This window comes from Flavobacterium kochi, from assembly GCF_048286715.1.
Taxonomy (GTDB): domain Bacteria; phylum Bacteroidota; class Bacteroidia; order Flavobacteriales; family Flavobacteriaceae; genus Flavobacterium.
Genome location: NZ_JBLVPW010000004.1, coordinates 224,482 through 249,958, shown reverse-complemented (window position 1 = coordinate 249,958; position 25,477 = coordinate 224,482). Strand labels below are relative to the sequence as shown.

The 25,477-nt window shown below is 37.5% G+C and carries 15 protein-coding genes; all 15 read left to right on the top strand.

Annotated elements, in window-relative coordinates:
* The first annotated feature begins 418 nt into the window (after positions 1 to 418).
* The 15 genes from ACNQGH_RS05575 (at position 419) to ACNQGH_RS05505 (ending at position 25,462) form a co-directional block, all read left to right on the top strand.
* Positions 419 to 3,535, top strand: coding sequence for a SusC/RagA family TonB-linked outer membrane protein (locus tag ACNQGH_RS05575; protein WP_417954998.1), 3,117 nt, complete (start codon positions 419 to 421; stop codon positions 3,533 to 3,535).
* Positions 3,536 to 3,561: 26 nt separating this feature from the next.
* The gene (locus ACNQGH_RS05570; RefSeq protein ID WP_417954997.1) at positions 3,562 to 5,505 is read left to right on the top strand and encodes a RagB/SusD family nutrient uptake outer membrane protein; all 1,944 of its coding nucleotides are present in this window, start codon (positions 3,562 to 3,564) and stop codon (positions 5,503 to 5,505) included.
* A 552-nt stretch (positions 5,506 to 6,057) separates the two neighbouring features.
* Positions 6,058 to 9,201, top strand: coding sequence for a SusC/RagA family TonB-linked outer membrane protein (locus tag ACNQGH_RS05565; RefSeq protein WP_417954996.1), 3,144 nt, complete (start codon positions 6,058 to 6,060; stop codon positions 9,199 to 9,201).
* A gap of 6 nt (positions 9,202 to 9,207) precedes the next feature.
* Complete coding sequence (locus ACNQGH_RS05560; protein WP_417954995.1) at positions 9,208 to 10,716, top strand: RagB/SusD family nutrient uptake outer membrane protein; 1,509 nt, start codon at positions 9,208 to 9,210, stop codon at positions 10,714 to 10,716.
* A gap of 150 nt (positions 10,717 to 10,866) precedes the next feature.
* On the top strand, positions 10,867 to 12,405 hold the full coding sequence (locus tag ACNQGH_RS05555; RefSeq protein ID WP_417954994.1) for a sialate O-acetylesterase: 1,539 nt from the start codon (positions 10,867 to 10,869) through the stop codon (positions 12,403 to 12,405).
* Between the two features lie 50 nt (positions 12,406 to 12,455).
* Positions 12,456 to 14,570, top strand: coding sequence for a hypothetical protein (locus ACNQGH_RS05550; RefSeq protein WP_417954993.1), 2,115 nt, complete (start codon positions 12,456 to 12,458; stop codon positions 14,568 to 14,570).
* 9 nt (positions 14,571 to 14,579) lie between these two features.
* Positions 14,580 to 14,813, top strand: coding sequence for a hypothetical protein (locus ACNQGH_RS05545; protein WP_417954992.1), 234 nt, complete (start codon positions 14,580 to 14,582; stop codon positions 14,811 to 14,813).
* A gap of 85 nt (positions 14,814 to 14,898) precedes the next feature.
* Entirely contained in the window at positions 14,899 to 16,245 is a 1,347-nt protein-coding gene (locus ACNQGH_RS05540; RefSeq protein WP_417954991.1) for a sulfatase-like hydrolase/transferase, read from the top strand.
* A 19-nt stretch (positions 16,246 to 16,264) separates the two neighbouring features.
* Positions 16,265 to 17,281 (top strand): family 43 glycosylhydrolase, encoded by a 1,017-nt coding sequence (locus ACNQGH_RS05535; RefSeq protein WP_417954990.1) that lies wholly within the window; start codon positions 16,265 to 16,267, stop codon positions 17,279 to 17,281.
* Positions 17,278 to 17,604 carry an L-rhamnose mutarotase gene (gene rhaM, locus ACNQGH_RS05530; protein WP_417954989.1) on the top strand — a complete coding sequence of 109 codons (327 nt, stop codon included), beginning with the start codon at positions 17,278 to 17,280 and terminating at the stop codon, positions 17,602 to 17,604. The genes ACNQGH_RS05535 and rhaM overlap by 4 nt, the downstream gene beginning before the upstream one ends.
* A gap of 42 nt (positions 17,605 to 17,646) precedes the next feature.
* Positions 17,647 to 20,079 carry a DUF4982 domain-containing protein gene (locus ACNQGH_RS05525; RefSeq protein ID WP_417954988.1) on the top strand — a complete coding sequence of 811 codons (2,433 nt, stop codon included), beginning with the start codon at positions 17,647 to 17,649 and terminating at the stop codon, positions 20,077 to 20,079.
* A 151-nt stretch (positions 20,080 to 20,230) separates the two neighbouring features.
* Complete coding sequence (locus tag ACNQGH_RS05520) at positions 20,231 to 21,625, top strand: glycoside hydrolase family 28 protein (protein ID WP_417954987.1); 1,395 nt, start codon at positions 20,231 to 20,233, stop codon at positions 21,623 to 21,625.
* 47 nt (positions 21,626 to 21,672) lie between these two features.
* Complete coding sequence (locus ACNQGH_RS05515; protein WP_417954986.1) at positions 21,673 to 22,752, top strand: PKD domain-containing protein; 1,080 nt, start codon at positions 21,673 to 21,675, stop codon at positions 22,750 to 22,752.
* Between the two features lie 30 nt (positions 22,753 to 22,782).
* Positions 22,783 to 24,075: a DUF4861 domain-containing protein gene (locus tag ACNQGH_RS05510; RefSeq protein WP_417954985.1), complete on the top strand. Its 1,293-nt coding sequence runs from the start codon at positions 22,783 to 22,785 to the stop codon at positions 24,073 to 24,075.
* Between the two features lie 43 nt (positions 24,076 to 24,118).
* Positions 24,119 to 25,462 (top strand): glycoside hydrolase family 88/105 protein, encoded by a 1,344-nt coding sequence (locus ACNQGH_RS05505; protein WP_417954984.1) that lies wholly within the window; start codon positions 24,119 to 24,121, stop codon positions 25,460 to 25,462.
* Positions 25,463 to 25,477: the final 15 nt, after the last annotated feature.

Genomic DNA, 25,477 nt, shown 5'->3' with positions numbered 1-25,477 from the left:
TTATTTAGATTTGTGTAATCGATTACATTTATTTAAAATCACTAAATGAATGCAGTTGCTACAAAAATAGTATTACGCATAGAAATTAAAATTAATTCAGTTGAGGAGGTTTTTAAAAAATCTTGAAACTGCTCTAATATAAGTCAGATTTAGATCTAAATAAACGGATTGTGCGTGTGAAGAATTATTCATTCAATGATATTGGAAAATTTTAGTGCAATAAATAAGGGACGCCTTAGCTATTTTAGAAAATAAGATGGACGAGGATATGGATAACAGGAAGGAGTACTGATGAAGTTGATAACAGGGGTAGGGTTTTACCGAAATGCCTTTTACGGTATTTTTAAAGATTAAAAAGTAGTACCGCTGTTTTGTCAGAACAATTTATTTGAATATTAACTAAACTAAATACTATTACATGAAAAACAAACTAAAAATTTTGATGAGCACCATCATATGTGTATTGTTATACACATCCGGTTATGCTCAAGAAAGAACAGTCAGCGGGGTAATTAGCGACGCCTCAAAATTCCCTATACCGGGAGTAAACGTTCTTATAAAAGGAACCCAAAAAGGAGTGAGTACCGATTTTGATGGTAAATACAGTATTTCAGTTCCATCTGGAGCTACATTAGTTTTTTCTTATATAGGTTTTAAAGCAAAAGAACAAAAAGTAGGTGAGGCAAGCTCCTATAATATTACTTTAGAGTCTGAAAGCGCAACATTAGATGAAGTTGTTGTTGTGGGTTACGGTGTAAAGAAGAAAAAAGATCTTACCGGATCTATTGTAAGTGTAGGTGCTGAGGAAATCGCTTCTAGACCTGTAACAAATGCGGTGCAAGCCATGCAAGGAAAAGCTGCCGGGGTGGATATATCATCTAACGAACGCCCTGGACAAGTAGGAAGTATTACCATTCGTGGGGCCCGCTCTATTTCGGCTTCCAACTCACCACTTTATGTGGTAGATGGAATTCCTTTAAATTCAAGACTTATTACCGATTCGGCAGGAAAAATTAGTGTTGATGCAAATTCGGGTGGAATCGATTTTTTAAACCCTAATGACATTGAAACAATTGATGTACTAAAAGACGCTTCAGCTACTGCTATTTATGGTTCTCGTGGTGCCAATGGGGTTATCATTGTAACAACCAAAAAAGGTAAAAACGGAAAATTTACTTTAAATTACGATACCTCTATTGTTACAGAAACAATACATGAGAATGCTCCAATGATGACTGCAGCACAATACATCGAATTTCGTCGTTGGGGAAGACATTACTCAAATCCAACTGCTTTCCCAAAAGGAGATGCACCAACTATAGCAAATGATAAATTAATTTTCTTGGAATCTGCTGATCCATCAGCATGGGCAAACATCCAAAAAGGATGGGCTACAGGTACATGGGATGGTTCTAAAGTGGCGACCACCGATTGGACTAGCTTTGTTACCCGTACTGGTGTTACGCAACAGCACAACGTAAGTGTTAGTGGTGGTACAGAGAAAATGAAAGCGTATGGTTCTTTTGGCTATTTGGACAATACAGGAACACTAAAAGGTCAAGGCTACAAACGCTACAATGGTACCGCCAGTATCGATATTACACCGACTAAATGGTTTTCTATGGGAGCCAATCTTAATACCAGCTATAGTATAAACGAATTCGGACAATCCAACGTGGGTAGATCCGCCACTACAAGTTCTGGAGGTATATATCAGACAGCTCGTGCTAATCTTCCATATGCAGTTCCTTATGACAGCAATGGAGTACGTATTGATAATCCAGGAGGAGATACTACTATCAGAACCGTTGTGGACGAAAACAAATACTCTCAAGACCAACGTATAACTTTACGTGCTTTTGGTAGTTTTTATGCCCAGTTAGATTTTGGTTCATTTTCTCATGCACTGAATGGTTTAAAATACCGTGTCAATTTTGGTCCGGACATTACGTCTTTCCGCGACGGGGTGTTTTTAGATGGTAGATCGGCTATTCGTTCCGGTACAAGTTTTGCCTCATTGGCAAAAGAACAATCCATTTCTTATACGCTGGACCATTTGATTTTTTACAATAAAACAGTAGGCAATCATAATTTTGGCTTGACTTTATTGCAGAGTCAAACGGAATACCACAATGAAGGAAGTGCCATGTCTGCCAATGACATTAAAAATGTTGCAAACAAATGGAATGCTTTGACTCCTGCAAATGTAACGCTTGCCAGCTATTCTTCAGGCCTGACAGATACGGGCTTATTATCTTATATGGGTAGAGTAAACTATGGCTATGCCGACAAATACTTAGTTACGGCATCCGTTCGTCAGGATAAAGCTTCCCAGTTAGCACCGGGAAACAAAGCGTCGATTTTTCCTAGTGCTTCTGTAGCATGGCGTCTGGATAGAGAGAGTTTTTTGAAAGATGTAACTTGGATTAACCAATTAAAACTAAGGGCAGGTTACGGAGAAACCGGAAATGCCGCAGTACCTGCTTACGCTACCCAACCTCCATTAGTGGGAATAGTGTACGCAACATCAACGGGTGTAACAAATAATACATCTTTAGGCAATTTAGAATTGGGCTGGGAGCAAACCTCACAGTACAACTATGGTGTCGATTTCTCTATGTTTAACAGCAGGGTATCAGGTGCTTTAGAATATTATACAAGTCAAACTACTGATTTATTATTAAGAAGAAGCGTTCCGACGGTTATTGGAGTTACCAACACGTATCAAAACGTAGGTGAAACAAAAGGAAATGGTGTAGAACTTACTTTGAATACTGTAAATATAAAAACAAAAGATTTTGAATGGAGTTCCAGCTTTAGTGGTTCTTTTCAAAAAAGCCGTATTGTTTCCTTACAAAATGGAAAATTTGACGATATCAACAACAACTTATTTATCGGACAATCGCAAAATGTGATTTATGGTTTTGAATCAAACGGAATTTGGAAACCAGAGGATGCTGTCGAAATGGCCAAATTCAATGCGTTTTCAGCTACACCTGTTTTTTCATTTGGAAATGCCAGACCGGTAGATCAAAACGGTGACTATAAAATTGATGCGAACAATGACCGTGTGATAATAGGTAGTGCTGATCCAAAATTTATAACAGGATTAACGAATACTTTTAATTATAAGAATATCGAATTATCTTTCTTTGTATATGGACGTATGGGATACATCTATAATACCGGAGGAGAAAACGAGGGTGCAAAAGGCAGTCAGAGAGCTATTAATTATTATAATGATAATAATATCAATGCAGAATACCAAAAACCAATCTTTTCGGCAGGTACTGGTGATTCCTTTTTCCCTATTTTGGGGTATCGTAATGGTTCGTTCTTAAAAATAAGAAACATCTCTTTAGGGTATAGCTTTACAGAAGAATTGGCAGAGCAAATTGGTGTTTCTAAAATGAGATTTTATATTCAAGCAAGCAATCCAGGTATGATTTTTTCTAAAGTTAAATGGACTGATCTGGACACACAAACAACTGCTTCTAATAGAGGATTTACTTTAGGAATGAATGTACAATTCTAAAATTAAATTTTAAATAAAAATAAATTATGAAAAATTATAAAAAACTATACATCAATTTGATGCTTGTAGCTACATTGGGTCTTAGCACCTCCTGTAACCAAGATTTCCTGGACGAAGAATTAAATACTGCCTATAGTAAAGAGTATTACACCACAGAAGCAGGAATTCAAGCTTTAGCTGTTGGAACTTACTACCAAGTATTTGCTGCAGAATTGAGTAGCGAAGTGCCTCTTACGGCAACACAATCAGGTACAGACGAATTTCATGCAGGTGGAGATCCCTCAAACTGGACATGGAATTCCTATTCTACCGGGCTCAAAGCTTTTGTAACAGTATCTAACGCTAACACCGTTGCAGCTAATACCAATTGGGATAATTTGTATATTGGAATTGGAAATGCCAATCAATTAATTGAATCAGCTACAGCAATTGTTTCAACTAATGATGCTATCAAGAAAACAGCATTAGGAGAAGGGTACTTTTTGAGAGCTTTCAATTACTTAAAACTGGTAAGCCAATATGGAGCTGTGCCCTTAAAATTAACTACCAGTTCTACTGTGGAGTTAGAATTTACCAGAGCGACTCCAGAAGAAGTCTTGAAACAAGTAATTGCAGATTTTACACAAGCGTATAGCTTATTAAGCAATGGGGGAGCACCTGCCAAAATTACTAAAGATGCTGCTGCCCATTATTTAGCAAAAGCTTATTTAGCACGTGCCAGCGAAATTAATGACAGTTGGAACTCAACTACAAAAGCAGCTGATTTGCAACAAGTAGTTACCTTGTCAGACCAAGTTATTGCTAATCATCCATTGGCAGCAAACTTTGGTGATTTATGGAATTATACCAGTGCAGATGGCGCAAATGAAAGACTACCAGAATTAATCTTGTCGGCCCAGTTCAATGCCAATGCTTTGACTACCGGAGGTAATCAACAACACTTGCATTTTCTTTCGACTTATGACCAGTTGCCTCAAATGAGACGTAACCTGGCAGGGGGAAGACCATTTAGCCGTTTGGCACCTACTTATTTTGTTTATGATGTATTTGACAAGGTAAATGATTCCCGTTTCTGGAAAAGTTTTCAAACAAAAAGCATCATCAACAATAAATCAGGAACTTATTATGTAAATGGTGATTTAGGTATTATGTACGTTATCAATAACGCGACAGACACTCGTTTTGCAAAAACTAAAAATACAGACGCTATAATCTATTCAAAAACCGGAAAAACAATTCCAAGTGTTTATGTAGCTTATGCAGCAGACAAAATTGGCTTAATGGCAGATGTAAGATTTCCATCTTTAAGCAAACATCTGGATGGTAACAGGATAGATCTAACCAGCACAAAAGGATCTCGTGACATGATATTAGCGCGTTCGGCAGAAACCTATTTGATGGCCGCTGAAGCAAAAGTGCGTTTGGCTAAATTAGGAACAGCTACTTTTGCAGATGCTCTATCTTACATTAATACAGTTCGTACACGTGCTAATTACAAATCTGGAGAAAATCGTGCTGCTTATACTGATGGTTCAGCTGCATGGACAGTTGCTGGACAAGGAACGATTCCTATTTCTTTTATTCCAGAGAACTCTTATTACGAATCTAATAACATTGCAACTACAACTGCGGCAACTAACTTAACAATCGCTAGCATTAGTGCTTTGCCTGCATCGGATCAGGCTGTAATTACAAAGCTAGGGTATTCGAGTGATTACGACCGAATGCTGTGTCTAATATTGAATGAGCGTACTAGAGAACTTTGTGGAGAATTTCATCGTTGGGAGGACTTAAGTAGAACTAAAACTTTGGTAGCTAGAGCAAAAGCTTACAATCCTGAAGCAGCGCCAAATGTTCAAGATTTTCATAACCTGCGTCCTATTCCTCAAACGTTCCTGGATGGTGTGTATGCAAGTGGAAGGCCATTGTCAGCCGCCGAAAAACAAGCAATGCAAAATCCTGGTTATTAATTAATATAAAATAAATGCTTATAAGCGCTATAGTTCAAACTATGGCGCTTTTTTTATTTACTGCATAGTCTGAAAATAAGAAAGTACAGGATGGTTTAACGCTATTCTATTTGATCTTCAGTAGTAAACAACTTTGATGTTACAGTTTAAAAATTGCTATTCCTGTTGTGACAAAAACGAGTGCAGGTTTCTATTTGCAATTAGGAAAAATTTCTTTCCTTGAAAGAAAATAAAACAATATAACTACAATTGTTCTCCCGCTATCATGACCTGTTGAAAAATTACCGATAAATTATTTTTTTATGATAAAAAATACATTTTTTTTAAAAATATATTGAAAAAATTAAATAAATAAAAAAATAAAATAATTGAAATAATATATTTTATTAATAAAACAACCAATGAATTGAACGTTAATTAGTTATCGTTTGTAAAGACTCTTTCTGAGTCAAAATATAATATTATGTTAAAAAAGTACAGGAAAGCACAGGATACTGGCCGATTCTCTTATAGATATATTTGGATTGAACTATACTAAAAATTTAATGTAATATGAAAAACAAAATTATTCTTTTGATGGGTATGATCCTGTATACTTTGATGTGTACATCAGGTTTTGCTCAGGAAAAAAATGTTACAGGGACAGTAAATGATCCTTCAAATCTTCCTATACCAGGAGTTAATGTATTTGTAAAAGGATCAAAAAAGGGAGTAATTACTGATATTGACGGTAAATACAGTATTGCTGTAGCAGCGGGAGAAACATTAGTATTTTCTTTTTTGGGTTTTAAAACAACTGAGCAAAAAATAGGCAATGCAAGTTCTTACAGGGTCTCTTTAGAATTGGATAATGCGACTTTAAATGAAGTGGTAGTAGTAGGTTATGGAACACAAAAGAAAAAACTAACAACTGGATCGCTGTCCTCCATTAAAACCGATAACTTTGTTGAGAGACCTATTTCCAGACTTGATCAGGGTATGATTGGACAGATTGCAGGGGTTAGGGTAAAACAAACTACAGGCTTGCCTGGTCAGCCCTTTAGTGTTGAAATTAGGGGTGCAGGATCTATTTCTGCAGGAAACGAGCCTTTATATGTAGTGGATGGATTTCCAATTCATACAGAGGGAGGAAATAGCTCTGGTGGATTTTCGAATGGTAGTCCACTAGACAACATGAACCCTAATGATATAGCCTCTGTGGAAGTCTTAAAGGATGCAGCAGCGGCAGCAATTTATGGGTCAAGAGCCTCAAATGGAGTAGTTTTAATTACGACCAAAAGGGGTAAAACAGGAAAAGCAAAATTCACTTTTAATACCTACTCTGGTATAAGTAAAGAAGCAAAAAGGGTGGATGTTTTAGATGGAGAACAATGGGTAACCAGAGCAAAATCATTTATCGATGACCAATGGGTAGCCTCAGGAATCGCCGGAGCATCGGCTACTCAAACCATAGATGAAAGAATTGCTATTTATAATTCAAAATTTCCAGCGACTCCTCTTATTCCGAGTAATACAAAATATACTACCTATCTGTATGATGCGAGATGGGATATACTGGGTCATCCAGGATTAGATTATATAAACTGGCAAGATAAGATATTCCGTACCGGAGAATTTAATAATTACCAATTGTCTGCCTCCGGAGCTACTGATGCTGTTAATTATTATGTATCGGCAAGTTACCAAAAGAATAAAGGATATATTATTGGGACGGATTATACCCTGTTTTCTGCAAGAGCTAATATTGATATCAAATTATCGGAAAATATTAAAGTAGGATTTAATTTGGCTCCTTCTTATTCCATAAAAGATGATCCGGGAGTGGAAGGAAAAGATAACACCCTAAATAAAGCTCTTGGTGCAACACCTGTTTTCGAAAATACAGCTAATGATGCCGGGGAAAAATATACCGTAAAATATGCATGGGGAAGCAGTACAACAAGTATGCTTAATTTATTAGAAAGACAGGGAAAGAACTCGATGTACAGAAACATTATTTCCTCTTACCTGAGCTATAAAGTCATCGATGGTTTAACGTTTAAGGGTACCATTAATTTTGACAATTCAGATAATGCAACTGAAAATTATACGCCAGGCAATAAATTAACAGATATTCGTGGAGCTTATAATACATACAGAAGACAAAATATAGTAAATGAAAACACTTTAAATTATGTTAAGTCATTTAAAGATCATAGTTTTAATGTGCTTGTTGGTCAGTCTTTTAGTTCGTACCAAATGACAAGATCCAGTCTTTCTTCTGGTGCGCTTTATAATAGTTTTTCTATTGAAACGTTACCTACCGGATCAACGGGTTCTACCAATTCAGAAAAAAACACGCTACTTTCTTATTTTGGTAGGTTGCAATATGATTATAAAGAAAAATACCTGATGTCTGTAAGTGTAAGACGAGATGGTTCCTCAAAATTTGGATTCCAACAGCGTTGGGGAGTATTTCCTTCATTATCATTAGGATGGAGAGTTAAACAAGAAGATTTTATGAAGAAGGTCGATTGGCTTGACGATTTAAAACTTAGAGCGAGTGCCGGTGTAAATGGTAGTAATAATATTGGTAATTATGCTGCATTTTCAACCCTTGCCAGCTATAACTATACATTAGGCGGAGCTATTGCTTTGGGACAGGGAGTTGGATCTATCCCTAATCCTTTATTGCATTGGGAACAGTCAAAAAGTATTGATTTCGGTGTCGATTTTTCACTTCTGAAAAACAGGGTTTCCGGAACATTTGAAGTGTATAGAAAAGAAAATAGTGATTTGCTATTGCAGGTTCCTGTACCGGCTGCATCTGGATTTACAAGTTATCTTTCTAATGTTGGAAAAGTAAGGAATCAAGGATGGGAATTTGAATTGAATACGATTAACGTTGCCGGTAAAGACTTTCAATGGAAAACATCCGCTAACATTAGTCACAACGAAAATAAAGTTTTAGCATTGGGTCCTGATCAGCAAAAAATTGAAATTGCTGCAAGTAGCCTTAGTGGTGTTCCATTTGTAAAATTAGAAGTTGGCAAACCAATGTATACCATATTTACTATAGTTCAAGATGGCGTTGTTACCCAAGCGGACATCGATAACGGTGGTACCACTATTGGAGGGAATAAACTAGTATTGGGAGATCCTAGATATGTTGATCAAAATGGAGACAAAAAGATTACTGCAGATGACCGTGTTGATGTCGGAAATCCTACTCCGAAATTTACATGGGGAATCACCAATACTTTTAAATACAAAGCGTTTGATTTAAATGTTTTAGTTCAGGGACAAAATGGAGGTACAGTATATGGCCTGATAGGAAGAAGTATTAACCGTACGGGAATGTCTGCCGGAGAAAACAACCTTGATGTTGATCCTGCGGTGCGAGGAAACTGGAGAACTTCTTTTGGTTATCAGGCGAATACAGATTGGTTGTATAAATCAGATTATCTAAGTATCAGAAGTATAACATTAGGTTATGACCTATCTGAAGCGGTAAAATCGTTGTCAAGAATTGACAAAGCAAGGCTTTACCTGAGTGCCGAAAACTGGTTCTATTGGGATAAATACAAAGTAGGTTTTAACCCCGAAGCAGTGAATACTTCAGCAGGTTCTGACAGCAGATTTCCCCTTCCTGTAGATTATGGAGGAGCTCCTTTGGCAAAATCATTAGTTTTAGGACTTAACATTAATTTTAATTAAAATAAAATGAAGAAATATATTTATATAGCAGCAAATATTTTTATGTTGTCTGTCCTGGTATCATGTGATGACGAACTTAACCAAGTGCCATTGTCTTCGGGGACAACGGAGAATTTCTACTCAACGCCAAATGATTTTATTCAGGCCAGGAATGCAGTCTATTCGTATGCCTATCATGGCGCTAACGAATACGGTTATGCGAATAGGGTATTGAATTTAAGTGAAACCAGATCCGATAATCTTTATGCAACTACTACTGCTTCCAGGGAATGGGAAGGTATCAATAGTTTTTACACTTCAATAGGCTCAAATTCCTATATAAAAGAGGCTTATGTAAGTAATTACAAGGCGATTTATATGGCGAATCAGTTACTGGAAAAATTAGTCGAAAAAGGGGATGTTATTCCTGTCACTACTGATCGGGCTGCTATGTCAGCCGAGGCTCATTTTCTTCGTGCCTTCTGTTATTTTGACCTGATAAGATGGTTTGGCCGCGTTCCTTTGATTGATAAAGTAATGAGTGCTCAGGAAGTCGCTAAAATTGGCAGAACTCCAGTTGCAGCTATTTATGATCTAATTATCGCTGACCTACAAATCGCAATAACCGACTTACCTGCTACTTATCCCACAGAATATGGAAGAGCTACTAAATATGCTGCAAAGGGAATGTTGGGATTGGTCTATATGACCCGTTCCAGCTCAACTTACGGTATCGATGGAGCTACTTTAGGATTAAATGAATGGGACAAGGCGTACCAACAACTAAACGATATAAAAACAAGTGGTTTGTATGCTTTCGGTAGCGATTACGCTGCCATATTTACAGTGGAAGGAAATGCCAACAAAGAGAACGTTTTGACCATTCCTTATACTTCTGGAAATGATGTAGGGGGGAATTTCGTGATCGAGGTCGGATATGAACCTTATTTTACCTCTATAGGTTTATCGCAGCAAGGATCTTTAGAAGCAAGGCCAATTTCAACTGGACTTATCAATTCGTTTGCCGCAAATGACAAAAGAAAAATATTTGGTATTGCAACCAGTTACACTGCTTCCGGGGTTTTATATACCCTTCCCGTTTTCAAAAAATACATTGACAAAACCAGATATGGATTGTCCCGAACGGACTGGGGAATAGATTTTATGGTACTGCGCTATACGGATATACTGATGATGATGGCTGAATGTACGCTTCATGGAGGTGGTGGTGTTCAGGCCGATGTAGATGCCATTGTTAATCAGGTGAGAACAAGAGCGGGCGTGCCTGCAACTGCAGCCAACATAAATTTAGATCAATTATTCGACGAAAGAAGAAAAGAATTCTTTTCAGAAGGGACAAGATGGTTTGATTTAATCAGATCAGGTAATGCTTTAACGATTATGAATGCTTGGAAAACTCAAGAAGATCTTTCCAATAAAATACTAACAATAGATAAAAACTCGTTGCTTTATCCAATTCCATTTCAGGAAATTTTAGCTGCTCCGGGTCTGTACGATCAAAACCCCGGATACTAATATTTTAAAAACACTGAAAATTATTTTTAAATTTATAAGCGTTATAGTGTTATGCTATAGCGCTTATTTTTATTTACAGGGTAGCACAGGATACTCTTATTGTTTAACTCCACTATCTTTAAAATCCAATCAATCTAAATAATTATGCCAATGGTTTGTTTTAAAAAGCTACTGCTGTTTTCTCTTATTTTATGTGCGAAATTGTCATTGACGGCCCAAATTAAATTGCCTGCTCTGGTTAGTGATAATATGGTTTTGCAAAGAAATACCGCTATTAATCTATGGGGATGGGCATCTCCGAATGAAAAGATAAGCATTCAAATAGAATGGCAAAATAACCTTATAGAGACAACGGCCGATTCAGATGGCAATTGGAATGTAATTGCAAAAACGCCTGAAGGCAGTGAAAAAGCCTATAGCATTATACTGGAAGGGAAAAACAAAATTACGCTTCATAATATCCTTATCGGGGAAGTTTGGCTTTGTTCCGGTCAATCCAATATGTTTTTTCCGGTGGGAAGAGAAGAAAAAACGTGGAAAACAGGCGTTCAAAATTATGAGGACGAAATTGAAAAGGCAAACTATCCTGCTATACGATTGTTTACTGTGGCACTTGACGCTGCTCAAAAACCACTGAATGATGTTAAGGGAAATTGGAAAGTATGTGCACCAAATACCGTAAATACTTTTTCGGCTGTAGGGTATTTTTTTGGAAGGAACCTGTATCAAAATTTACATATTCCTATTGGACTGATTTCCTCATCCTGGGGTGGGACTAAGGCAGAAGCTTGGACTTCTCAGCAGGTATTGGAATCCGATCCTGATTTTTCCCCTATTTTAGAACGTAATGCAACTAAAGAAAAAGCATATTATACTGATTTAGCAGTTTATTATTCCAATATTAGAAAGCAGCAGTTAGAGAAGGATACTGAATTGACTAAAACGATATTCAAAAAGCCAACAAGAGAAAGTATAAACAAAGAGCCTTTTGTGCTGTATAATGCCATGTTGTATCCATTAATAAACTTTACAATTAAAGGGGTGATCTGGTACCAGGGTGAAAGTAATGCAGAAAGGGCCTATCAGTATAGAAGTTTATTTCCGGCAATGATTAAAAATTGGAGAACCGATTGGAAACAAGGCGATTTTCCTTTTTACTATGTGCAAATTGCGCCTCACCAGGGTCAGAATGCGGAGATAAGGGAAGCACAGCTAATGGCATTGAAGACGGTAAGTAATACAGGAATGGTGGTAACAACCGATGTAGGTGACGCAAAGAATATTCACCCGATAGACAAACAAACGGTTGGGAAACGCCTCTCTTTATTGGCACGTGCTAAAACCTATAAAGAGCCTGGTTTAGTGTACTCCGGACCTATTTATAATCATATGAAAATAAACAGGCAACGCATTCAAATCTATTTTGATTACGCTGATTCCGGACTTACAAAAAAAGGAGAGCAATTAACGGAATTCGAAATTGCAGGAGAGGATCGGGTATTTTATCCGGCGGAAGCCGAAATACAAGGAAAAAATGTCGTTGTTTTTTCTTCGAAAGTAAAAAAACCAATAGCAGTCCGTTTTGCATGGAAAGCCACACCGGAGCCTAATTTATTCAATAAGGAAAACTTGCCGGCTTCGCCTTTTCGTACTCATGATTGGACTGAAAAAACGGATATTAATTTTTAATTTATTACATAATATAAAAAAATATGAATGCTATTTGCACCTTTTTTAAAATGCCATGTTTAATTGTTTTACTTCTTTGTTTTCAGTTGAATGGACAACAAAAAATTGATCGGAAACTTTTGGTTTCCAGACATAATATTGAAATTAAAGCGATAGATACACTGGCTTCGTTAAGTGTAGGAAACGGGACTTTTGCGTACACTGTTGATGTGACTGGATTGCAAACTTTTCCTGAAGTGTACCAACATGGCATTCCTTTGGGAACGCAATCGGAATGGGGTTGGGACAGCTACCCGAATACAGGAAATTATAAATTTGGGGAAACGCTGAAGGAATATGATCAGTATGGAAGAAAGGTTTCTTACGCAGTACAATTAAAGGCACCTGAAAGAATCAGTGAAGCGGTAAATTATTTCCGTGCTAATCCACATCGATTGCAACTCGGAAATTTAGGTTTGGAGTTGTATAAAAAAAATGGGGAAAGGGTTAAACCAGAAGACCTCAGGGATATAAAACAAACATTAAATTTATGGACTGGTGAAATTGAAAGCCATTTTTCAGTAGAAGGAATTCCGGTAACAGTTTGGACAGCCTGTCATCAAAATGAAGATGTTGTAGGGGCACGAATACAATCTGATTTAATTAAGAAAGGGCAATTAAAAATTCGCCTTAGATTGCCTCAGCCAACTGGGGAATGGGCAGATTTTGGTACAAAATGGAAAGATAAAATAAATTACGCAAATACTATTTCCTCTAAAAATAAGCAAGAAACCGTAATTACCCGTAAAATGGATTCTATTACCTATCATATCGGATTATCGTGGGAAGGAAATGCAAAAATAAGCGTAAAAGAGGAAAATTATTATGTTTTAACCCCTTCTAAAATGGATTCTTTTTCATTTAGCTGTGCGTTTAAAAACCAAAAAATTAAAACGATTCCATCGTTTTCTTCTGTAGAAAAAAATAGTGCCGTAGGATGGAAGGATTTTTGGCAAAGTGGTGGTGCCATAGATTTTTCCGGAAGTACTGATATTCGGGCTAGTGAATTGGAACGCAGAATTATTCTTTCGGAGTACCTCACAAAATTGCAATGTACCGGAGCTATGCCTCCTCAGGAAACGGGCCTGACCTTCAACAGCTGGTATGGCAGACCTCATTTAGAAATGCATTGGTGGCATGGTGTACATTTTGCTTTATGGGGCAGATCGGAATTATTGGAAAAAAGTTTACCCTGGTATCGCAAAGTATTTGATAAAGCAGCCAATATTGCTAAAAGACAAGGTTTTGAGGGTGTCAGATGGCAAAAAATGACAGATCCAGATGGAAATGAAGGCCCGTCTTCAATAGGCGCTTTTTTAATTTGGCAACAACCGCATTTTATAACATTTGCGGATTTAATGTACAGAGCGAATCCTACAACAGTAACCTTAGAAAAATATAAAAAAGAAGTCTTCGCCACGGCAGATTTCATGGCATCTTTTGCATACTATAATAAAGAAAAAGACAGATATGAACTGGGGCCGGGTGTAATTCCTGCGCAGGAACGCTTCAAAGCTATGGAAACATTTAATCCTACTTATGAACTAGCCTATTGGAATTGGGCACTGGGTACGGCTATAAAATGGAAAGAACAACTGCACGAAAAAGTACCTTCAAAATGGGGAGCTGTTCTGGAGAAGTTATCCGCATTACCAGTCCAGAATAATGTGTATTTAGCAACAGAAAGTGCGAAAGATTCATACACCAATCCAGAGTTCAAAACAGATCACCCTTCTGTTTTAGGAACGTACGGAATGCTTCCGGAAACCTCTTTACTGAATAAAGATATTATGAAAAATACATTTGATTTAGTCTGGAAGACGTGGTCTTGGGAAAAAACCTGGGGTTGGGATTTTCCTATGACAGCTATGGCGGCAGCACGTTTAGGAATGCCTGACAAAGCACTTGATGCATTATTTATGAAAGTACAGACCAATACTTATTTAATAAATGGTCATAATTACCAGGAAGAGCGTTTGCCTATTTATTTACCGGGGAACGGAGGTTTATTAACAGCCGTTGCAATGATGTGTGCCGGATGGGGTGGAAGTACAGGAGCAAACCCGGGATTCCCCAAAGACGGCTCTTGGAAAGTTAGATGGGAAGGACTGCAAAAGATGCCTTAAAAATCGGGCTTGAAGAGCAAATGGTTAGTATCTCAGAAAGAAGGGCTGTCTAAAATTAGCCAGCCCCTTTTTTTGCTTGTATATCCTGCCTGGCATTACAGGGTTCAAAAGTCTATAGAAACAGCCGTGTGCAAAAGCATGCATGGTCGTTGGAGAGCACTGGGGAGTAAGTTGTTCGCTACCTCGATTACCACAATCAGTTACAGTATAGCACAGGACAGTATTGAAAAAATAAATAAATAAATTTGAAATAAATACTCATTTTCTTTTCATGAAATCTACTTCCAGGCACCCCCTTAAACATTTTTTTTTAAGAACTTCAAAATATTTGCTTCTAAGCTATTTGCTTTTTCCATTAGGCGTTTACTCTCAAATAGCAAACCCGAAAACGGCAGAAAAAAAGCCCAACATTTTGGTAATCATTGCCGATGATGCAGGCTGGAATGATGTAAACTATAATGGCTCTGAAATACAGACTCCTATTATTAATTCCTTGGCAAAAAACGGAATTCAACTCAACCGATTTTATACGAGCCCAACCTGTTCGCCATCAAGAGCGTCTCTCTTAACCGGAATGCCTTCCAGTAGAATCGGAATTGTGGCACCCATCAGTGACAAAAGCAAACTAAGCTTACCCGATTCAATAATTACCCTGCCCCAAGCCTTAAAAAAAAAGAATTATGAAACGGCCTTATTCGGCAAATGGCATTTAGGACTCAATACCTCAAGCGGCCCAAATGTTTTTGGTTTTGATTATTCCTATGGATTTCTTCATGGACAAATCGATCAATATACCCACAAATACAAAAATGGAGATGCAAGTTGGTATAGAAACGGTACGTTTATTACAGAAGAAGGACATACCACCGATTTAATTACAAAAGAAATGATAGATTGGCTGGCAAACAAAAGGGATCCATCCAAAAATTTCTACATTCAGTTGGCCTATAGCGCTCCCCATTTTCCATTGCAAGAAGAAGAAAAATGGAAAGCTCCCTATTTAAAGACCATTAAAAATAGTTCCCGGAGAGATTATGCCGCAGCCATGTCTCATATGGATCACAGTATCGGATTGGTGATGGAAGCCTTAAAAAAAATGAACTTAGAAGACAATACCCTTATTGTTTTTTTGAGTGATAATGGCGCCATGGAAAACTGGAATTCTAAAAATGAATATGGAGGCGTACATGAGTCCAACCCTGTGCTGGGAAGCAATTTTCCTTTACGGGACTGGAAAACGTCCAATTATGAAGGCGCCATTAGAGTTCCTGCTATTGTATATTGGAAAAACCATCTGGCTCCAAAAAAGAATAATAACTATATAGCCATCACAGATCTTATGCCTACCTTTCTCTCCCTTTCAGGAGCCGAAATACCAAAAGCGGTTGAAGGAAAAGATATAGGACAAACCATTTTTAATTCTAAAGCAACAACACATGACATATACATCAGGGGACATATTCAGGAAAGCCTGATACGCAAACCTTGGAAAATCATTCGTAGCCGTCATGCCGATGATTCTCCGGCATTACTTGAACTTTTCAATATTGAAAAAGACCCGGAAGAAAAACAAAATGTAATTTTGGAAAATGCCATAATTGTAACTCAAATGAAAACAGCACTGGAAAATCAGTTTGCAAAAGATGACAAAAAAGTCAATGCGGGCTTACAATAAAAAAATGATTCCCATAAATATGAAACTTAAAAAATTATTTATCCTATTATTGATGCTGTTTTGCCTCCCTCTTTTTGCTCAAAATAGCCAACAGAAAGGAAGAAAAACGATTGCCGACAAACCATTATTTCGTGACCCAAATTATGATGGCGCTGCAGATCCTACTATAATTTGGAATAAAAAAGAGAAAAAATGGTTTATGTACTATACCAATCGAAGGGCCAATATTGGAGGAAACGGTGTCAGCTGGGTTCATGGAACTCCCATCGGCATTGCCGAATCATCCGATGGTGCCCATTGGAAATATAAAGCCAATTGCACCATTGATTACACTATCAAAGAGGTTACCTATTGGGCTCCGGAGGTAATTGAACATAAAGGAAAATACCATATGTACTTAACTATTGTTCCTGGTATTTTCGAAGATTGGCAACATCCCCGTTATATCGTTCACTTGACCAGTAAAAATGGGATTGACTGGAAATTCGAATCCAAATTAAACCTCGCATCGGAGCGCTGCATAGATGCCTCTGTATTTCAATTAGCCGATGGTACCTGGCGCATGTATTACAACAATGAAAATGATGGAAAATCAATTTATTATGCCGACAGCAAAGATTTGTATCATTGGGTTGACAGTGGTAAAAAGGTAATAAAAGACCGTGGCGAAGGCCCTAAAGTATTCCAATGGAAAGGCAAAAACTGGATGATCACTGATCCATGGAAAGGTCTAGGCGTTTACTCTTCAGATGATTTTATTCACTGGAATCGTCAAGAAAAAAATATTTTGCAAATTCCAGGAACGGGTGAAGATGACAAAGTGATTGGAGGTCATGCAGATGTAATTGTAAATGGTGACAAAGCGTATGTTTTCTATTTTACACATCCAGGCCGGACTCCTGAGAATAAAGGAACAGACAATTATGAAACCCGAAGAAGTACTATTCAGGTAGCCGAATTAGAATATGTTGACGGAGCACTTGTATGCCATCGCGATCTACCTGTAATTATTAACCTTATACCAACAAAAAAATGAAAAATAAAATGATTCGCAATGCTTTTAAAATGAAATTAAAACCAGGTTTTGAACAGGAGTATAAAAAAAGGCACGATGAAATATGGCCCGAATTAGAACGCTTACTTTCGGATACCGGTATTCAGGATTATACCATATTTCTGGATGAAGAAACGCTGCTACTTTTTGCAGTTCAAAAAATAAACGAAGATTTTGATATGGATTTTTTACCCCAGCATCCAATCGTAAAAAAATGGTGGGCCTATATGGCTGACATTATGGAAACCAATCCCGACAATTCCCCTGTTGCTGTGACTTTAAAAGAAGTTTTTCATTTAGATTAATATTTTTTTTAAATTTCTTCAAAAGAAAACCAACACAAAACCATGAATACTAAAAAGGCTGTTTTTTTTATAGTAATTATTTTTTTTACTTCTATCTGGATTGACGCGCAGGAAAGAGTCACCATTGAACTAACTAAAGGATGGAAATTCTCAAAAGGCAATAGCGAAAAGGCTTTCGAAAATGATTTTAATGATTCGAAATGGCAGAACGTAACTGTTCCACATGATTGGGCTATTTATGGTCCTTTTGACAAAGAAATAGACAAACAAATTACCGCCATCGAGCAAAATGGAGAAAAAGTAGCCACTGAAAAAACAGGCAGAACCGGAGCGCTCCCTTATATCGGAGAAGCCTGGTACCGAAATCAATTTTCATTGCCAAATTTTGACAAAAACAAGAAAGTGATTCTCCTTTTTGAAGGCGCTATGAGCGAGCCAAAAGTGTTCGTAAATGGTAAAAAAGTTGGAGAATGGAATTACGGCTACAATTACTTCTATTTTGATATTACAGATTTTGTCACCGCAAACGGTAAAAACAAGTTGGCCGTACACTTATCCAATCTAGGATCCTCTTCTCGCTGGTATCCGGGAGCCGGTTTGTACAGAAAAGTAAAATTGATTGTCAAAAATAAAGAGAGTATTGAGCAATGGGGAACTTTCATCACGACTCCTATGGTTACTGCTAATTTGGCTAAGGTGAATGTGAAAACAAAAGTTTCCGGCGAAAACCTCCAGATCATCACCAAGATTAAAGATGCCAATGGAAATGAAGTAGTTACAAATGAAAGTTCTACTCTTTTCGGAAAGGAATTTGAACAAAACCTGGCAGTGAAAAATCCGCAGTTATGGAGTCCGGAAACACCATATCTCTATACAGCCACGTCCCGATTATATGCTGGCGATGTGTTAAAAGATGAATTAATTACAAAGTTTGGCATTCGGGAAATTAAGTATGAAGCGAACAAGGGTTTTAGTTTAAATGGCGAAGTTCGCAAGTTCAAAGGGGTTTGTTTGCATCATGATTTGGGACCTATAGGCACCGCAATAAATAAAGCGGCTTTGCGCAGACAATTGCGCATTCTTAAAGACATGGGTTGTAACGCCATCCGCAGCTCACACAATATGCCATCAATGGAACAGCTGGAGTTGTGTGACGAAATGGGATTTATGTTTTTAGCCGAAAGTTTTGATGAATGGGTCAAGCCAAAAGTTGAAAATGGCTACCATCGTTTCTTTGAAACCGATGCTGAAAAAGACATTGTAAATTTGATTCATGCAACCCGCAATCATCCTTCAATAGTGATGTGGAGTTCTGGAAATGAAGTGCCTGATCAATGGGGTACTGAGGGTGTGAAACGAGCGAAATGGTTGCAGGATTTATTTCATCGTGAAGACCCTACAAGACCGGTAACCGTTGGAATGGATCAGGTAAAAGCTACTATGGCATCAGGATTTGGGGCATTATTAGATGTTCCGGGACTTAATTATCGGGTTCATTTGTATGAAGAGGCTTTTGAGAAATTTCCGCAAGGTTTTATTTTAGGATCTGAAACGGCATCAACAGTAAGTTCACGCGGCGTATATAAATTTCCTGTCGTGAAGGCGCAATCCAAACAATACAGCGATTTTCAAAGTTCTTCCTATGATTTAGAATATTGTAGTTGGTCTAATTTACCCGATGATGATTTTATTTTACAAGATGACAAGCCTTGGGTAATTGGAGAGTTTGTATGGACCGGTTTCGATTATTTGGGAGAACCTACACCTTATGACGAAATGTGGCCTTCTCGAAGTTCCTATTTTGGAATTAATGATTTGGCAGGTCTACCGAAAGACAGATTCTACCTGTACCGAAGCCGTTGGAATACCAATGACAAAACATTACATATTTTGCCACATTGGAATTGGGAGGGGAGAGAAGGGCAAACAACACCAGTATTTGTGTACACAAATTACGATAGTGCTGAACTTTTTGTGAATGGAAAAAGCATGGGAATTCAGAAAAAAAACAATGCAACGGTACAAAACCGATACCGGTTAATGTGGATGGATGTAAAATACGAGCCGGGCACAATTAAAGTTATTGCTTTCGATAAACAGGGAAATCCTGTAGCAGAAAAAGAAACACATACAGCCGGTACCCCTTATAAAATACTGGTGGAACCGGATGTGACGACTTTAAAGGCAAATGGTGAAGACTTAGCTTTTGTAACTGTTTCTGTAGTCGATAAAGAGGGAAATCCCTGTCCAACAGCTACACAACAGTTGCATTTTAGTGTGACAGGTAACGGAACGTATCGTGCAGCTTGCAATGGAGACGCTACCTCCTTAGAATTATTTCATTTGCCAAGCATGAAATTATTCAGTGGTAAATTGGTTGTTTTGGTTCAATCGACTTCAGAACCAGGTGAAATAGAATTAAAAGTTACGGGTAAAGGACTGAAAATTGCAAAAGTGACTTTAAAATCTAACTGATTTCCAGTGCGTTATTTTTTTTTAAAGTATATTTCATTAGAAATAAATGCAAAGAAATCATACTATTACAGTATGGCACAGGACAGTATAATTATTTTTATTAAATACATTTGAAATCAATCGAAAGATTTGGAATAAAGAACAAAATACTATGAATAAGAGCTTTAACTGCGCCTTTTTATTATTGGTTTTAATAAATTTCGGAATTCTGTCGGTAAAAGCTCAGAAAGCCACAACCGTTATTGATGTTACAAAGTACGGCGCCATAGGTGACGGAAAAGCTTTAGATACAAAAGCAATACAAAAAGCAATTGACGCCGCTGCAAAATTAGGGAATGGAACCAGAGTTTTAGTGCCTGCGAATCACCAGTACCTTATTAGTACCATCATTTTAAAAAGTAACATCGAATTTCATTTACAAGGGAATGCCCAGCTTTTGGTAAGCACTAAAAAAGAAGATTATTCGGTTGAAGGCTCTATAATAGCGAATGATGTTAAAAATCTAAAAATATCAGGAACTGGAAGTATTAATGGACGCGCCTTAGAGTTTATGTCGCATTACGATACTACTAAGGAAATTTGGATGCCAAAAGACTGGAGGCCTAAATTATTTATTCTTACTAAATGTAAAGATTTAGAAATAACGGAGATCACAATTGAAAAAGCACCTTCCTGGAGTCTGCACATGCTGGGTTGTGAAAATGTTTTAATCGATGGTGTAAAAATCAAGAATAATCTTGACGTACCTAATTGCGATGGCATAGATCCGGATCATTGCAGAAATGTTGAAATACGTAGCTGCGAAATAAGTTGTGGAGATGATGCAATAGTGGTAAAAGCGACGCAACAGGAAATTGATTATGGTCCGTCTGCCAATATTTGGGTGCACGATTGTTCGATTGAAACCCAAGACTCCGGACTCAAGATCGGAACAGAAACGACCCAAGATATCTACAATATTGTTTTTGAGCGATGTGAGATTAAAACCAGCTGTCGTGGATTGACAATCCAGCTTCGCGATGAAGGGGATGTGTATAATATCGTTTTTAAAGATATAAACTTTACCTCCAGGTACCATTCTGATCCATGGTGGGGACGGGGAGAGGCAATTTCATTGACGGCTATACCGCGTACTGCCGAGACCAAAATTGGGAAAATTCATACTGTTTTAATTAAAAATGTAAAAGGAATAGCTGAAAACAGTATTCGTATCAATGGCACAAAGGAAAGTCGAATCAGTACTGTTCGCCTTGATAATGTCAACGTAACCTTGAACAGATGGACAAAATATCCCGGTAATCTCTTTGATAATAGGCCTACAAAAGCGTATGATGGTATCGAAGCACATGATACTCCGGGAATTTTTATTCGATACAGCGATGGTGTGGTAGTAGAAAACTGCAGCATCGGTTGGGGAAATTCGATTCCTGCTTATTTTACTAATGCCATTCAGGCTACTAATGCCTCAGGAATAGAACTGATTAATTTCAAAGGAGCATCCGCTAATCCTGCAAAATATAAGGACGTAGATATTTCCAATCACTAATCAATTGTAATGGAATAATGATTTTTGAATTAAAAAATAGGTATTGGATGAGGCTGCACAAAAAGAAATTTTTGTCTGTGGTGCTATTGCTGTTTTTTTGCGTTCAGGTTGGGTCACAGGAAAATCGGAATTTCAAAATTTTTCAGTTTCCTGCCAACAAAATTCCTATGATTGACGGCAATTCCGAAGATTGGAAAATAGTCCCTGACAGTTATGCTGTTGGAATGGAATCGCTATGGGATGACAGTGGAAAACAGAAGAAAGCCGATCCTAAAAATCTAGCTATCAGCGTTAAAGTAGGTTGGGTAAAAGGATTGAACCGTTTGTATTTTTTATACGAAGGATATGATGATTATTGGGACTTTTCGTTAACGGGTTTGCATAACGATATATTTGAAGTCATTGTAGATGCCGATCAATCCGGTGGTCCATTTATTGATCGGTTTCATCCCAATAAAAATTTAAAAATGATGGATGCCTATTTTTCATTTCACGGAGTTCACGCGCAAAACTATCATGTTTTTACTCCAGCGGAGGGTAAAGATTGGGCCTTAGTTTGGGGGAGTCAGCCCTGGATTAAAGAACTGCCATATGCGAATGCTTCCAGTAAATACAATTTTAAGCCAGGGGAATCGGGAAAACTGACATTGGAGTTTTGGATAACTCCTTTTGATTATGCTGGAAACGATCCCAAAAGAGCTATTGAATCAATCTTAGAAGAAAGTAAAAATATTGGACTTTGCTGGGCAATTATTGATTATGACGATGTCAGTAAAGAAAACAATAACGGATTTTGGAATTTATCAAAAGAGCATACAATGTACGGAAATGCGAGCTATAGTTTGCCTTTTAAATTAATGCCTTTGGAAGAGCGGTTCAGAAAAATAATGGCTGCTAAATGGTCTTTTAATGTGGTTGACATGGAGCGACGGATGGTTGCTTTTATTGATCAATCTGAAGGAGAAATTACATTGTGGAAATGGGATTTTGGGGATGGAACGACTTCATCAGAGCAAAACCCAATACATCAATATAAAGAGGCTGGAAAATACATAGTTGTTTTAGATATTGAAGGCCCTAAAGGGAAATCCAGACTGTCAAAAGTTTGGGATGTCGCAGTAAAATGATTTTTAATACGATTAATATTTTATAGAGAAATGAAAAATAAACGAATGATTTATTTACCGATAGCTTTGATAGCATTGGTATTTGTAAGTTGTAAAGCATATAAAATAGGAACTGGTACAGAAATAGTATTAACCAATAATTCTAATTTGGAATTAACGGACAAACCAATTTCGATAGCAAGAACCCTGTTGCCTGTTAAGGAAGGTTTATTTAATTATCCCGTGTTAATTTATAAAAATGACACCATCCCTTCACAACTGAATGATCTGGATGGAGACGGAAAGTGGGATGAACTGTTTTTAGTGGCCAATTTTTCAGCCAAAGAAAAGAAAGAGGCACAACTTGTATGGGTGAAAGAAGCTCCTAAATTTACCATCAGAACCAGCGTGCGATTTGGGAAAAGAGAAACTGTAAATGAACCTTTACAACCCGCAACGGAAGAAACCGTAAATGCAAATCAAGTCTATAAAAAATTAGGTTTTCAAAAATACCAAACCGATGGTCCTTCATGGGAAAATGATAAAGCAGGATTTAGACATTATCTTGACGGTAGAAATTCAAAAGATGTTTTTGGAAAAAAAATACCTGCCATTACTCCAGAAAATGTTGGAATTAATAGTGCCGGAGCTGTTGAAGACAATTATCACGTAATGTATGATTGGGGTAGAGATATTTTTCCTGTGGGAAGTTCGGCAGGATTAGGCGGTTATGCCTTACTTATAGGCAATGAAATTAACAGACTGGGTATTCTTGGAAACGACACCCTGAATAATATTGAAAAAACCACTTTTAAAATTGTGAGTGAAGGACCTGAAAATTCTGTTTTAAACTATACATACCACAATTGGAATGCATCAGGTAATAAATACCAGGTAAAAGAAACCACTTCTATCTGGCCCGGAATGTACGGTTATAAAAATACGGTAAGTTTGGACGGACTTAAAGGCAATGAAATGCTACTGGTGGCATTATCTAATATCAACAATCAAAAACCTTTGAATGTAGTTGAAGCAGGTAATTGGGTTTGTCTTATCCAGCATGATAAGCTTACCTATAATCGCGAATGGATTCTCGGCACCGCAATACTTGTTCCCAAAGCTATTTTCAAAGGCTATATGGAAGCGCCTAAAACAGGACAATTAACGGATTCTTATCTGGCAAAACTAGCCGTGGAAAATAATAAACCAATTAGTTATTATGCCCTAGCAGGATGGGAGCTGAGCGCGGATAAGAACTTTAAGGATTCGGCCTATTTCACTAATTATGTAATCAACTTAGCAAAGCAGCTATCCACTGAAATCTCCATTAAAATAAATAATTAAAATAAAATGACTAATCTAACCTTCATTTCTAAAAATCGATAACATGAAACATTCACATGCTAAACCTATAATTTTTTTCCTTACGAGCGTACTATTTTCGGTAGTGTCCGTAAATGCTCAGGCAAATGATGTAACCGCACCACTGCATTTACTTCAACCGAAATATCCGACACCTTATGGAGCTCCTCAAAAAGACAGTATCAAAAAGGTGCTGGATAGGGTATATTCTTTTCTTGAAAAAAATACCGCTTCTAAAGTGGTGGATGCCAAAACGAATGTTGTGATTACCGATTTCAAAAAGGCCAAAGAAAAGATTGTCTTTGAACCAGGAGCATTTAGGCTTACAAGTTATGAATGGGGAGTTACTTATGCGGGGATGCTTTTGGCGTCTGAGGCCACTGGCGAAAAGTATTATGCCGATTATACCAATAAACGATTACAATTATTGGCTGACTTGGCTGAAAACTATAAACCCAAAAATGAAAACGATTCCCCAATCCATTCCTTACTTCATCCCAAAGCATTAGATGACGGCGGTGCCGTCTGTGCGGCATTTATAAAAGCAAAAAAGAGCGGCTTTAAAGGTAACACAGACCCTCTAATCAAAGACATAATCAATTATATAAGTGAAAAGGAATTTAGACTTAAAGATGGGACACTGGCGCGCAACAGACCTCAAGATAACACCCTATGGCTTGATGATATGTTTATGGGGGTTCCCGCTCTTGCGCAGATGGGTGCCTATACAGGTGATGTGAAATATTTTGATGATGCCGTAAAGCAGGTAAATCAATTTTCTGAAAGGATGTTTAACCGTGAAAAAGGTATTTATATGCACGGTTGGGTTGAATCGATGTCTGTTCATCCTCAATTTCATTGGGCTCGTGCCAATGGTTGGGCAGTGATGGCCATGGTAGAATTATTGGAAGTATTGCCAAAAAATCATCCGGGATATGCAGGCGTATTAGCGCAATTACAAGCACATATTAGCGGACTGGTAAAATACCAGGATGGTACCGGTTTCTGGCATCAACTAATTGATAAAAACGATACTTATTTAGAGACTTCTGCCACCGCGATTTACACTTACGCTATAGCCAGAGCGATAAATCGTGGGTATGTTGATAAAATGGCATTTGCCCCAGCAGTATTACTGGGATGGAATGCGGTTGCTACAAAAGTGAATAAAAAAGGTGAAGTAGAAGGAACCTGTGTTGGTACTGGTATGGGATTTGATCCTGCTTTTTATTATTACCGCCCAATAAATGTATTTGCTGCTCATGGGTATGGGCCTGTTTTATTAGCTGGAGCAGAAGTGATTTTATTGCTGAAGGATAATGAGTTTGTAGTAAACGACAGTTCAGTACAATTAAAAGTAAAAAAATAAAAACCATTGTATTAA

Bases quoted from the DNA above. Each gene is read 5' to 3' on its own strand.
- ACNQGH_RS05560 (WP_417954995.1), top strand. From the start codon at position 9,208: ATGAAGAAATATATTTATATAGCAGCAAATATTTTTATGTTGTCTGTC.
- ACNQGH_RS05515 (WP_417954986.1), top strand. From the start codon at position 21,673: ATGAGGCTGCACAAAAAGAAATTTTTGTCTGTGGTGCTATTGCTGTTT.
- ACNQGH_RS05565 (WP_417954996.1), top strand. From the start codon at position 6,058: ATGAAAAACAAAATTATTCTTTTGATGGGTATGATCCTGTATACTTTG.
- rhaM (WP_417954989.1), top strand. From the start codon at position 17,278: ATGAAAAATAAAATGATTCGCAATGCTTTTAAAATGAAATTAAAACCA.
- ACNQGH_RS05550 (WP_417954993.1), top strand. From the start codon at position 12,456: ATGCCATGTTTAATTGTTTTACTTCTTTGTTTTCAGTTGAATGGACAA.
- ACNQGH_RS05525 (WP_417954988.1), top strand. From the start codon at position 17,647: ATGAATACTAAAAAGGCTGTTTTTTTTATAGTAATTATTTTTTTTACT.
- ACNQGH_RS05555 (WP_417954994.1), top strand. From the start codon at position 10,867: ATGGTTTGTTTTAAAAAGCTACTGCTGTTTTCTCTTATTTTATGTGCG.
- ACNQGH_RS05505 (WP_417954984.1), top strand. From the start codon at position 24,119: ATGAAACATTCACATGCTAAACCTATAATTTTTTTCCTTACGAGCGTA.
- ACNQGH_RS05520 (WP_417954987.1), top strand. From the start codon at position 20,231: ATGAATAAGAGCTTTAACTGCGCCTTTTTATTATTGGTTTTAATAAAT.
- ACNQGH_RS05570 (WP_417954997.1), top strand. From the start codon at position 3,562: ATGAAAAATTATAAAAAACTATACATCAATTTGATGCTTGTAGCTACA.
- ACNQGH_RS05575 (WP_417954998.1), top strand. From the start codon at position 419: ATGAAAAACAAACTAAAAATTTTGATGAGCACCATCATATGTGTATTG.
- ACNQGH_RS05510 (WP_417954985.1), top strand. From the start codon at position 22,783: ATGAAAAATAAACGAATGATTTATTTACCGATAGCTTTGATAGCATTG.
- ACNQGH_RS05535 (WP_417954990.1), top strand. From the start codon at position 16,265: ATGAAACTTAAAAAATTATTTATCCTATTATTGATGCTGTTTTGCCTC.